Source organism: Salegentibacter holothuriorum (genome assembly GCF_900168045.1).
Classification (GTDB): Bacteria; Bacteroidota; Bacteroidia; order Flavobacteriales; family Flavobacteriaceae; genus Salegentibacter; species Salegentibacter holothuriorum.
The window spans coordinates 384464-396927 of sequence record NZ_FUYY01000003.1 but is presented as its reverse complement, the minus strand read 5'-3'; the positions used below and the strand labels follow the sequence as shown (position 1 = coordinate 396927).

Below are 12464 nucleotides of genomic sequence, written 5' to 3'. Positions count from 1 at the left end.
CATTGAGCTTCCAAGCTCCCCCTCCCCCGCTGAAACTCTTAAAATCTAAACTGAAGACTGCTATACCATGTTATAGGCTGCGCAGGAATAATTCCGGGACCGGGATAACCTGTAGCTCGTCTGGTAAAATAGGAATTATCTAATAAATTATTAATCCCCGATTCTAGCTTAAACTTCCCAAAACTATAAGAAGCCGAAAAATCTAAAATGCCGTAAGCCGGAATACTGCCTTCTATTCCACGTTGATTATCATTAGTGTCCTGAGGAGCATTGGTCGCATCTGTATACTGCTTTGAAAGGTAGGTATATTGAAAACCGGCTAAAAAATTAGCATATCCAAAATTCAAGCCTGTTTTTAGATTTACATAAGGTATAAATTCAACCTGATTTCCTTCCACATTAGTTTCTTCTGAAGCGGTATATTCAGAATTTGTAAAAGCAGTGTTTACAAAAAGATTCAAACGGTAATTCTCAGCTTGTTCAAAAAAGGTATTTCGAATATTCCAATCGGCGAAAGTTTCCAGCCCATAGATAAAAGCATCTCCTATATTACCGCGCTTTCTTACTATAAAGCCATCTTCAACTCCCAAAACTTCCCCTATTCTATCCTGATACCATAAACCAAAGACACTAACATCGTAAGACAGGTAATTCTTTAATTTTCCTCTAATTCCAAAATCGGAGGTAAAGCCTGTTTCTTCAGAAATATTTGGATCTACCACAAAACTGGGGTTTACTATCCTAATATCACTAAAAGTCACCGACCTGTAATTTTGAGAAAAATTCCCATATAATTCATTAGAAGAATCCAGGTTATAACTAGCTCCAACTCCTAATAATGCAAAGCTTCTTTCCAGGTCTTTTTCTTCTTCCCTGGTTTCATTAATTAAAGGATTATTAGCAAGGTCAAGAACTATTTCTTTATAAGAACCATTTGCCTTTGTATTAATATACTCTATTCTAAAACCTGGAGTAATAGAAAGCTTATTCGTGAGATTAAAAATATTTTCCCCAAAGAACGCCAGGTTTTTATTCGGGAAATTATATTCTGATTGCCTTGGATAATTCGGGAATTGATTGTTTGTAAATGTAAATTCCGGTTTAGCCGAAATAGTTCCCGGCCCTTGTTTCTGAAAATTATTGGCATCGTAATATTTACTCCCAATCAATAAAACCGATTCTTCATCAAACAAACTATACCTGGTTAGCAACCTTGCTTCTGCGCCCCAATTAGAGAAGTCATCTACCAATAATTCCCGTGGTGCAGAAAGATCGTCTGCTTGTGAAACTCTATTTTCCCTAAAACCAACCGCTTTTCGCGAAGCATCTAAACCAAAAACATTCAGGCTAAAATCTGTTCTATCAGAAAAACGATGCTTAAACTTTAATGCATATAAATTCCAATTTACATCAAACCAGTTTCGCTCTCTGTTGCTGAAATCGGGGTTTTCATAAAATTGTGCATCGGTAAGACCACCGGGTTGTTGTGCCAGGTAATCTAAGTAAGTGTACTCAAAACTCAGTTTAGTTCTATCGTTAAAATCCCAGGCTAGATGAGAAAAAAAGTTATTAGAAGTATAATCTGAATTAGGTCTAAAACCTTCTCCTGTTTTGTAATTATAATAGGTATAATAACTAAATTTCCCGATAGTCCCGGCCAAACTATTAAAACTGGTAAACAGGTTATAAGAACCTACCGACTGCCTTGAGACAATCTCTATTTTTTTATCGCGTGGAGGTTCTTTAAATTTAAAATTAATAAGTCCGCCAAACTGTGTACCATATTGTAATGACGCAGCGCCACGAACCACCTGAATTTCTCTTAGTGCTTCCGGTGGTGGAGTATAATAACTTTCGGGATATCCAAGTACATCTGCCGAGATGTCATAACCATTCTGTCGGGTGTTGAAATTCTGAGTTCTGTTAGGATCAAGGCCTCGCCCACCAATATTTAATTGAAGTCCTGCATCACCATTATCATAAATATTTAAACCAACCACCTGACTATAAATCTCCCGGGCATTATTAGCAGCAAGATTTCCAGAGACCTTATCCATAACTACCACTTCACTTTTTTTCCCGGCGTAAATAGCAGTTCCTTCCACTTTTCTAAGTTTTCTTAAAGCGAAAAGTTGCTCCCTTCTGTTGGTGATCATCACCTCGCTCAAACTTTCGGCTAAAGGCGAGAGGCTAAATTCCATTTTAAGATTTCCATTGATGGTTAATTGCTTTTCCAGGATAGCGTATTCGTAACTAAAAACAGCAAAATTATAAGTTCCTGAGCCAATGTCTGTGATTTCAAAATCACCATTTTTATCGGTAATCGCCACATCAGATGTTGTTTTATTCCAAACTTCAGCATTTGGGATTGGCTCCCCTGTTTCTGCAGAAATCACCTTTCCGCTCAAGCTATGCTGAGCATACATGAACGATCCTAAAAAGAATAATATACTAAAGACCTTTAATCTCATCTTGAAATGGTAAAATGAATGTTTTATGTTTAAAAGAGTCCGCGAAATTAAGCAAATTAACCTGCGGGTCTATGTAGGGAGTGCTCTTTCTTCCATTGAGCGCCACATAATTCTCTACATAGATCTCAATATTTTCGTGACCATCTTTTTCAAAGTGATCGGCTAAAAAATGAGCATATTGAATAATAAAACCTGGTTGAAAGGACATTTGTTTCTCCTGAAAAGGAGTAAGGAAATCTGAATTGTCTACATAAAACCGATTTCCAGTCTCAGCGTTTACTACCTTGAACTGGGCATATCCGGCTTTTTCCATAAGCATTACCCGCCAGGAAAACCTAAACCCCTCTTCGGTCCAAAACAATTCTCCCGGATATAATAAATATCTCCACGGAAATAAAAGCTGAACAATAAAAAAGACTGAAAGAATACCAATACTTAGGTTTTTCTTAATTCCCGAAAATTGATAAGTTCTTAAATTATCAAATCTTTGTTTTGATATACTGAACCATTTCGATATTAAACCTATTATACCTTGATGGATTTTAGGGCTAAAAAAGATCAATGCACTAACAATCATGATAAAAGGAAACATTCCTATTGGGAAAAGCACACGGGTAAGCACGTGAAAAACTATAACCATTAAGAACGCAACAAAACGAGTTCTCTTCCAAAGTAGCAGAAAAGGGATAAAAAGATCGTAGAGCATACCATTCCAACTAAATGCATAATGCACCCATTCCTGTTGCATAAGGTCACCCAGTAAAGGAAGATCGTATTTTGAAGGCAACCATATTTTTAACGGCATAGCCCTAAAAAGCCAATCTGAATTAATTTTTGCAAGTCCGGCATAGAAATATACAATTCCCAGCAATAGTTTTATAGCATCTATACACCATTGTGGTATTTTTTGAAAAGCCCTGGTTGGATTTCGCCAGGCATCTATAGAAAAATAAGCATTAGCGGGTAAAAATATCATTAGAAAACTAAGAATACTAATGAAGTAATAATGATTAAGGTAAGTTGTTTTATCCATCAGCTCGATATAGGTAAAACTGAGGAAAAATAAGATAATAGCCAGGCGGTATTTATAACCTGCAGCCACCATTAAAGCCGCAATACCACAAAGAATAAAAAGTAAATAAGTGAAATCGCCCAAAGGTTTCACCCATTCAAAGCCATAATAGGAAAAGAAGAATTTTGGTGTGATATATAATTTTTCAATCCACCCGTTAAGCCAGAAACGCAATATACTAGCAAACATCATAAGCCCAAAAAACAAACGAAAAACCGCCAGGGGGGCGGCTTCCGTAGTCTTTTTTAGATATTTGCTTAGAGAAAGTTGCATCAACTAATTAATCTCCGTCAGAATCTACATAATCTACGCTAATAGAAAGCGTTTGCATCATATCTACTTTTAAGAGAATTACTAGCTTTTGAAGCTCATCGTGAGCAGCCAACATCTTAGAATTATCTGTTTCAACCTGTGATTTCAGGTTATCATCCAGGTCTGAGCTTTGGTTTCTAATTGCCAAAAATTGATCTGATATAGAAGCAGTTAAACTTTCTGAGTCTGTTTTATCATCCATATAATCCAAATACTGGAAGTAACTTAGCCCATTTTCTTCCCCATTAATTTTCACTCCATAATAAAAATCTTCAAAACTATCCAGAGCCTGCAAGTATAAATTCTTTGAGATACCACCAGCATAAAGCCCTTCTACATTTCCAGGAGAAGGAGACCCCGTAAAGGCACCGGCAGGATAACCAATTTTTCCAGACCTAAGAATCTTTTCATAATACATCACATAATCATTGGTAAACCTATCTACAGAACCTGTACTGGAAGAACTGGTATTATTTACAAAAGTATTCCTGTAATCACCTTCCCAGGAAGCTGTAACCTCAGCAGTTAATGCATTGATTCGCTCAGTGATTGCCACGGTGTAATTAATATATTCTGGGTTTGAATTAAAAACTTCCAAGGTTTCTTCTGTTGATCCATAAGAATACAGTAAATAATCTAAAGCTGGAAAACCTTGTTCTGCAAAATTTGATGGCAACTCGAGGTTATAATTCCCGGAAGCTATTTGAGATTCAATATTTTCGGTATTAGTAGGATACGTATTGAGAAAACTTCTATAATTTAATTCTTCTGCTTTTCCAATCTGGAACATTTCAACGGTTTGAAATTCCTGGTAAGCTGCCTTGTATTGCGCCCTAAGTACACTCAATTCTGTAACACCAGGGTTGTCGGCAAAAGCTTTAGCGATATCTTCTAACTTCTGAGTTTCTTCCTTAAAGGCTACAAAAGAAGGCACAATAATATTATCTGCCCAATTAGCCAGCATTTCACCCCTGTCAAAATTGTCGCCATTAGAATCACCTCCATCATCGCCATCGTCCCCTGTGGAACAGGAAGCAAACATTAAAGTTGCAATCAATAAAAATTTAGAAAACTTAATCATAGCTATAAATATTAAAAGCCGGAGTAGACAAAATCTAACTCCGGCGAATTTTTTCAATTATATATCTGCCACAGTAAAATCAAAACCGGCAGCAATTTCATCAGAAATAGTATCCAGGGTTTCTGGAGTCACCTCCCAAAAACCATTTCCATCCATTAGCTGATTCAAATAATTATCAACATTATCGGCAGAAACATAAGGAGCCTCAATCTCTGGGTTATGCGTAAACCTAAGACTATAGATAAATCCATAACCTTCAGATAGTGAATGAAAAGCAGCTCCATTTTCTCCATCAGCCAATTGTTTTTTGCCGGCCTGTAGGTAATATATCGCCCTAACAGCGATAATCGTAGAAATATTCTCACGAATAATTTTCACCTGCTCATCACGGGTTTCATAATCTCCGGCAACGATAGCAGCTCTACCAGTTTTAAAAGCTTCAAAGGTTTCTTCTGCAATACCTTCAAAATCACTATCATCATTTACACTACCCATATAGTTAAACAATAGCGCATCATCACTTTCATTTAAAACAGTATTAGGATCTTCTGTTGGTATAGAGGGATCTCCATATAGATACCCATAAGCTTCATCCCATTTATGCTCCATAGTGGTATAAGACTTTCCTTCTTCAACTATACCTGCATCATTATTAGCACGGTTATCAGCTTCATCCAAAACTTCCTGAGCCAGGTAGTTATTTAGAATTTGATCTGCCAGCAAACCACCGATTAAACCTTTTGCAAAAGCCTGGTTCATTTCCAAACCTTTTCCATTTACATACCTAACCTTGGTTCCCTGGGCTATTTGACCAGGCTTACCAGCCTCAGCCAATTGTTCCTTATTAGCCTTTACCGCAGTAAACTGTTCAGTAATATAGGAATCAAAGTCACTTTTAATTTCAGCACTTTCAACAGTATTTGCTGAAAAATATAATTTAGAAGCCGCTACCTTAGATTTTACGCTTTTAGAAGATTCGTTTAAACTAGCGTTTTCAAAAGGAGCATTTTCATTGGCAAACATATTTAGCAAAAGATCTTCACTTCCATTTTCAAAATCTGTGAAATTAGAAAGTATTTCCGAAGTCATTTGAAGTCTTGTGGTTTGTCCAGAATAGCTTATGGTAGAGTTACCATCTCTTTCAAAATTATAAGTTACTGGAATTTCCAATTCCGGATTATCTGGAGTAACATCATCGTCTGATGTACAAGAGGCAAGTGTTAGCCCGCCTAAGATTGCTGAGAAAAACAGCTTTTTCATATTGCTTTATTTAGACTGATTAAAATTATTGAGCAGCAAATATAAAAACAGATTTTCTTTAGGGCAAGTTTATTTAGATTAATTTTAAATAGCTTTTCCTAATGGTACTTAAAATTAAAATAAAGGCCATTAATGATAGGCGTTAAAAATTTTAGAAGCTTCGTTGTAAGCTGACTCGAAACTGGTCATTTTAATATGGGAATCTGCCTTTTTGGAATTGAAATAGGAAAGCATCTTTTCTGAAGGCATATTTCCGGTAAGTTCATCTTTAGCCATTGGGCATCCGCCAAAGCCCTGTATAGCTCCGTCAAATCTTCTGCAGCCCGCTTTGTAGGCGGCATCAATTTTCTCATGCCATTTTGAAGGCGTGGTATGGAGGTGAGCTCCAAATTCAATTTCAGGATATTTCGGGATTAAATTTGAAAATAGATATTCAATTATTTCCGGAGTAGAACTTCCAATAGTATCTGATAAAGAAAGGATTTTTACTCCCATTGCCGACAATTTTTTGGTCCACTCCCCTACAATTTCCACATCCCATGGATCGCCATAAGGATTGCCAAAACCCATAGAGAGATAAGCTACTACATTTTTATTCGATTTTTCAGCTATTTCAAGAATTTCACTTAAAATCTCAACAGATTCTGCTATGGTTTTATGCGTGTTACGCATTTGGAAGTTTTCTGAAATAGAAAAAGGGTACCCCAAATAATCAATTTCAGGATGCACTGAAGCATCTTGCGCCCCACGCGTGTTTGCAACGATGGCGAGCAACTTACTTTTTGTTGTAGAAAGATCTAATTTAGATAAAACTTCAGCAGTATCTACCATTTGTGGAATTGCCTTTGGGGAAACAAAACTTCCAAAATCTATGGTATCAAATCCGCAACGCAATAAAGACTGAATATACTGTACTTTTTTTTCAGTAGGAATAAAGGTTTTTATTCCCTGCATTGCGTCTCGGGGACACTCAATAAGCTTGATTTTATCCATATCACCAAAGATAGTAAAAGCCCCCTAACCCCCAAAGGGGGAACAACAGCCTCAAACAGATTAAGAAAGTTTTATTAAAAATGTTTTTATGGGATTAATATAAATACCGCAATTCCCAGGAAAACAATTATTTGCAGCCATTTTAAAACCAAACCTGAGTGTGTATGTTTTTTTAAATAAGTAGAGATTTTCCCGGCCAACAAAGCTACACTTCCAAAGATAAGAATTGTGATACCCATAAAAAGCAGGCCTAAAATATAGAATTGCACCACGGTATTTCCCTCTGGCTCCCACAGAAAACCGGGAAAAAAAGCGAGAAAAAATATAGTTACTTTTGGGTTTAGCACATTCATTATAAAACCCTGCTTAAAGAGAGAAAACAAGGATTTCTTTTTTATTCCTTTTGCCGAATAAGCGATCTCAGGCTCACTTTTAAAAACCTGCCAGGCAAGATATAGCAGATAAATTGCACCAAGTAGTTTGATAGTAAAAAAGAGCGAATCAGAATTTTTGATTATGGCTGAAACCCCAAATGCCACCAAACTAGTATGAATTATAATCCCGGTTGCAAGACCAAGAGCGGTAATAAAGCCATGCTTTTTACCATTGGCCATTCCCTGAACCATCACATAAATAATATCTGGTCCCGGGGAGATCGTTAGAATCGCTGAAGCAGTTAAAAAAGGAATAAGTTGCTCTAACAAAATTTAGCGTCTTTCAGATTTCTTTCTTGTTAACACAAAATAAAGCACATAAAACCAACTAAAAATTCCGTGAATAATCATCCATAAAACCGACCTATTACGAGTCCAGGAGGTAATTGCAGCAATCACAGTACCAAGGCTAATTCCATTACTGATAACCGAGCGTTGAACTTCAGAGGTATTATCAGAAAAGCTATAAGCATCAAAACTAATCAAGATTAGTAATAAAAAAATATAGTAAAATCTCTTCATTTACTTTCTTTTTAAAATAGCCTCATTTATATTTTTAATCAAGCCCGGACCTTCATAAATAAATCCGGTGTACAATTGCACTAAGCTAGCACCTGCGTCAAGTTTTTCCAGGGCATCTTCTGCAGTATGTATTCCTCCAACCCCAATAATTGGAAAAGCCTCATTACTTTTTTCGGAAAGAAAACGAATCACTTCAGTAGCACGATTCTTTAAAGGCTTACCGCTAAGTCCGCCGGTTTCTTTCTTATTTTCTGACTGCAAACCTTCACGGGAAATTGTTGTGTTGGTTGCAATTACACCGGCAATCTTGGTTTCCTTTACTATATCTATAATGTCTAATAGTTGTGCATCGGTAAGATCGGGAGCTATTTTGAGTAAGATCGGTTTCTGCATCGGCTTTTTATCATTCAAGCTTTGCAAGGTATTCAACAAATTAGTAAGTGGTTCTTTGTCCTGCAACTCACGTAAATTTGGGGTATTTGGAGAACTCACATTCACAACAAAATAATCTACATGATCATAAAGTGCATCAAAAGATATTTTATAATCTTCTACCGCATTTTCGTTTGGCGTAATCTTGTTCTTCCCTATATTTCCGCCAATAAGTACATTTTTATTCTTTTTTAACCGCTCCACGGCAGCTTCTACCCCATCGTTATTAAAACCCATTCGGTTTATAATCGCGTTGTCTTCTTTTAATCTGAAAAGTCGCTTTTTTTCATTTCCGGGTTGTGGTTTTGGAGTAACAGTTCCAATTTCAACAAAACCGAAGCCAAGATCTGAAAGTTCCTGAAAAAGCTTCGCATCTTTATCGAATCCTGCAGCAAGACCTACCGGATTTTTAAACTTTAACCCGAAAACTTCTCGTTCTAAACGAGGATCTTCTACCTGAAATTTATTTCTTACTATATTTTTAAAAGTAGCAGTTTTACCGACTTTTTTGAGGGTTTTAAAAATGAAGTGATGAACCCATTCCGGATCAAATTTGAAAAGCAAAGGGCGTATAAGCGTTTTGTACATTGTAGGTTGGTTTTCACAAAAATAGATTAATTTACAAAGCCGGAAAACCAGAAACCAATTATTTTAGTAATCCTAGCTTAATTAATTTCCCTGTTATTTTTTGGAAAAAGGAGTTTTCTTACATAAAATTAATTGCTAAGAAAAAACAGAAAAGATCAGGAACTTCCTGTACAATATAACAGTGTTAGTCAACGATATTACAATTCAACAGCCAGTAATTTTAAATGTCTGAAAATCAATAACCTTTTGCAGAATCATCTCCTCTTCTATCAGCACCACCTTCTAAACGTCCATCGGGTAATATTCTTATAGCATCTACTTTTCCTATAATTCTAGATTCGTTTTGATCTATATGATAGCCTTTCAATTTTAAGGAATCCAATAAGCGCGCATCAAAAGCATTTGGCTCTAACAAGACTTCATCTGGCAGCCATTGATGATGAAAACGAGGTGCATCTACAGCTTCCTGCATACTCATTCCAAACTCTTCTACATTAAGAATGGTTTGTAAAACAGAAGTAATAATGGTAGAACCACCCGGTGAACCTAAAGTCATCCATAATTCATCATTTTTTTCAACTATTGTAGGAGTCATGGAACTTAGCATTTTCTTTCCTGCCACTATGGAATTCGCTTCGGCGCCTACAAGGCCAAACATATCGGGAACCCCTGGCTTAGCACTAAAATCGTTCATTTCATTATTCAGAAAAAACCCAAGTTCTTCTATATACATTTTAGAACCATAGGCTCCATTTAAAGTAGTGGTTACCGCCACAGCATTTCCATATTTATCTACTATTGAATAATGTGTGGTTTCATCACTCTCGTAAATAGGGATTTCGCCATAACTTATACTGGAAGAAGGAGTGGCTTTTTCAAAACTAAAATTATCCATTCGGCCAGAAAGGTACGCGTCACTTAACAAAGTTTCTACCGGAATAGCTACAAAATCTGGATCTCCCAGGTAAAAACTTCTATCAGCATAAGCTCTTCGCTCAGCTTCGGTTAAAACCTGGATACTTTTTAAAGAATTATGGCCAAATTCATCCAGAGGATAAGGCTCCAGCATCTTTAAGATTTGTCCCAATACAATTCCACCACTTGAAGGTGGTGGCATAGAAATTATGTTTAGACCTTTATATTTTACTGTTATGGGATCACGCCAGTGAGTTTGGTATTTAAGTAAATCTTCCATACTCATAATACCATCTCTTTCCTGAAGATAAGCTATCAATTTCTTTCCGGTTTCTCCACCGTAAAATTCTTCTTTTCCATTTTGTACAATACGCTCTAATGTCTTTGCAAGCTGCAAGTTTTTAATGGTATCACCTGCCTGATATGATTTTGCAAACAAAATAGTATCTCTATTTTCCCGCAAAAACAATTTTCGATAATTTGCCAGGGTTTTGCTTTGTTTCTGGGTAACTATAAAACCTCTTCTTGCCAAGTCGATTACCGGCTCTAAAATTTCTGCTATGGGCATAGATCCCATTTTTTTATGAGTAGCAAAAATACCGGCCACAGTGCCGGGAACCCCAACTGCAAGCGACCCATACATACTTTTTTCTGGCATAACATTTCCCTCTTCATCCTGATACATTTTTTTATAAGCTGCCAGAGGTGCTTTCTCCCTGTAATCTAAAGATCCGGTTTCGCCATTTGCTTTTCGATAAACCATAAAGCCACCGCCGCCTAAATTTCCGGCAAAGGGATAGGTAACCGCCAGAGCCATTTCGGTAGCGATCATGGCATCAAAAGCATTTCCTCCTTTTTTTAGGATATCAAGTCCAATACTGGAAGCTTCTTCCCGGGCAGAAACCACCATAGCGCTATCGGCCGTAGGACCTAATTTAGAGAGACTCTTATTAATTGGGTTTTCAGAATTCTTACAAGCGGCAAGAATCAAAATAACGAAAAGAAGTAATAGTTTTTTCATAAGTGCAAGGAATAGCTATTCGCGTTAATTATATTTGCTTAGACTACTTTGTTTTACAAAATAGTCTTTAAATTCTGAATAATTAAAGTTGAAAACAAATGATTAACAAACAGCGGATTATAGATAGATTTATTAGTTATATAACTATAGATACTCAAAGTGATCCCGAAAGCCAAACTACACCCAGTACCCAAAAGCAATGGGTTTTAGCTAAAAAGCTGGCAAATGAATTGCAGGAAATGGGAATGACAGAAGTTAGCATAGACGATCACGCTTATGTGATGGCTACGCTGCCGGCAAACGTGGCGCACCAGGTTCCGGTTATTGGTTTTATTTCTCATTTTGATACTTCTCCAGATTTTAATGCTACCGATATTAAACCGCAAATTATTGAGGATTATGACGGAAATGATATTGTTTTAAATAAAGAAAAAAATATTATTCTCTCTTCTGAATATTTTAATGACCTAAAACAATATAAAGGGCAAACCATAATCACTACCGATGGCACAAGTCTCTTAAGTGCCGATGATAAAGCCGGAATTACCGAAATTATGACAGCGATGCAATATTTGCTGGATAACCCTGAAATTCCACATGGAAAGATTCGCATAGGTTTTACTCCAGATGAAGAAATTGGTCGTGGGGCGCATAAATTTGATGTGGAAAAATTTGGCGCAGAATGGGCTTATACTATGGATGGTAGCCAAATTGGAGAACTTGAGTTTGAAAACTTTAATGCCGCTAAAGCTATTGTTAAGGTACGCGGAAAAGGTGTGCATCCCGGCTATGCGAAAGATAAAATGGTAAATAGTCAATACATTGCAGTAGATTTCATAAACTCATTACCCAGGTTAGAAACACCTGAGCACACCGAGGACCGGCAGGGATTTTTTCATCTTAGTAATATGAAAGGTGATGTGGAAGAAACCCAGCTGGAATATATAATTAGGGACCACGATTTAGGACATTTTAATGCCAGAAAGGAAATGATGGAGAACCTGGCTTCAGAGATTTGCTCGCAATACGAAAATGATTGTATTTCGGTAGAGATTACCGACCAATATTCGAATATGCGAGAAAAAATTGAGCCGGTAATGCATATTGTTGAAATAGCCAAAGAAGCTATGAAAGCAGTAAATATTGAACCACTTTTAAAACCAATTCGTGGTGGCACCGATGGGGCACAACTAAGCTATATGGGGCTTCCCTGTCCTAATATTTTTGCCGGCGGTCACAATTTTCATGGAAAATACGAATACGTACCAGTAGAAAGTATGCAAAAAGCTACTGAAGTAATTGTAAAAATCGCTGAATTGACTTCAGAGAAAAGTAAATAAAACTCTTTTTTAAAAGGCTAAAA

At 36.7% G+C, this 12464-nt stretch carries 10 protein-coding genes; 1 reads left to right on the top strand and 9 read right to left on the bottom strand.

All coding sequences use genetic code 11. The features are described from left to right. Window positions 1-38: 38 nt before the first annotated feature. From B5X51_RS10285 to ggt, 9 genes are all read right to left on the bottom strand, one after another. Entirely contained in the window at window positions 39-2471 is a 2433-nt protein-coding gene (locus B5X51_RS10285) for a TonB-dependent receptor (protein WP_079721086.1), read from the bottom strand. Then, on the bottom strand, window positions 2452-3816 hold the full coding sequence (locus B5X51_RS10280) for an HTTM domain-containing protein (protein WP_079721085.1): 1365 nt from the start codon (window positions 3814-3816) through the stop codon (window positions 2452-2454). Before B5X51_RS10280 ends, B5X51_RS10285 begins: the two co-directional genes overlap by 20 nt. Before the next feature lie 7 nt (window positions 3817-3823). Further along, on the bottom strand, window positions 3824-4936 hold the full coding sequence (locus B5X51_RS10275; protein ID WP_079721084.1) for an imelysin family protein: 1113 nt from the start codon (window positions 4934-4936) through the stop codon (window positions 3824-3826). A 57-nt stretch (window positions 4937-4993) separates the two neighbouring features. Beyond that, window positions 4994-6196 (bottom strand): DUF4856 domain-containing protein, encoded by a 1203-nt coding sequence (locus B5X51_RS10270; RefSeq protein WP_079721083.1) that lies wholly within the window; start codon window positions 6194-6196, stop codon window positions 4994-4996. A 129-nt stretch (window positions 6197-6325) separates the two neighbouring features. Then, window positions 6326-7189: a hydroxymethylglutaryl-CoA lyase gene (locus tag B5X51_RS10265; RefSeq protein WP_079721082.1), complete on the bottom strand. Its 864-nt coding sequence runs from the start codon at window positions 7187-7189 to the stop codon at window positions 6326-6328. A gap of 86 nt (window positions 7190-7275) precedes the next feature. Beyond that, window positions 7276-7893, bottom strand: a complete 618-nt coding sequence (locus B5X51_RS10260) for a LysE family translocator (protein ID WP_079721081.1) — start codon at window positions 7891-7893, stop codon at window positions 7276-7278. A 3-nt stretch (window positions 7894-7896) separates the two neighbouring features. Continuing rightward, the gene (locus B5X51_RS10255) at window positions 7897-8145 is read right to left on the bottom strand and encodes a hypothetical protein (RefSeq protein ID WP_217699540.1); all 249 of its coding nucleotides are present in this window, start codon (window positions 8143-8145) and stop codon (window positions 7897-7899) included. Then, window positions 8146-9165 carry a quinone-dependent dihydroorotate dehydrogenase gene (locus tag B5X51_RS10250; RefSeq protein WP_079721080.1) on the bottom strand — a complete coding sequence of 340 codons (1020 nt, stop codon included), beginning with the start codon at window positions 9163-9165 and terminating at the stop codon, window positions 8146-8148. Between the two features lie 235 nt (window positions 9166-9400). Continuing rightward, window positions 9401-11101, bottom strand: a complete 1701-nt coding sequence (gene ggt / locus B5X51_RS10245) for a gamma-glutamyltransferase (RefSeq protein ID WP_079721079.1) — start codon at window positions 11099-11101, stop codon at window positions 9401-9403. Window positions 11102-11199: 98 nt separating this feature from the next. On the opposite strand from ggt, the gene pepT reads away from it, so the two are divergent. After that, window positions 11200-12441, top strand: coding sequence for a peptidase T (gene pepT, locus B5X51_RS10240; RefSeq protein WP_079721078.1), 1242 nt, complete (start codon window positions 11200-11202; stop codon window positions 12439-12441). Window positions 12442-12464: the final 23 nt, after the last annotated feature.

Coding starts and splice junctions, on each gene's coding strand:
- B5X51_RS10285 (WP_079721086.1), bottom strand. CDS start 2,471: ATGAGATTAAAGGTCTTTAGTATATTATTCTTTTTAGGATCGTTCATG.
- B5X51_RS10280 (WP_079721085.1), bottom strand. CDS start 3,816: ATGCAACTTTCTCTAAGCAAATATCTAAAAAAGACTACGGAAGCCGCC.
- B5X51_RS10275 (WP_079721084.1), bottom strand. CDS start 4,936: ATGATTAAGTTTTCTAAATTTTTATTGATTGCAACTTTAATGTTTGCT.
- B5X51_RS10270 (WP_079721083.1), bottom strand. CDS start 6,196: ATGAAAAAGCTGTTTTTCTCAGCAATCTTAGGCGGGCTAACACTTGCC.
- B5X51_RS10265 (WP_079721082.1), bottom strand. CDS start 7,189: ATGGATAAAATCAAGCTTATTGAGTGTCCCCGAGACGCAATGCAGGGA.
- B5X51_RS10255 (WP_217699540.1), bottom strand. CDS start 8,145: ATGAAGAGATTTTACTATATTTTTTTATTACTAATCTTGATTAGTTTT.
- B5X51_RS10250 (WP_079721080.1), bottom strand. CDS start 9,165: ATGTACAAAACGCTTATACGCCCTTTGCTTTTCAAATTTGATCCGGAA.
- ggt (WP_079721079.1), bottom strand. CDS start 11,101: ATGAAAAAACTATTACTTCTTTTCGTTATTTTGATTCTTGCCGCTTGT.
- pepT (WP_079721078.1), top strand. CDS start 11,200: ATGATTAACAAACAGCGGATTATAGATAGATTTATTAGTTATATAACT.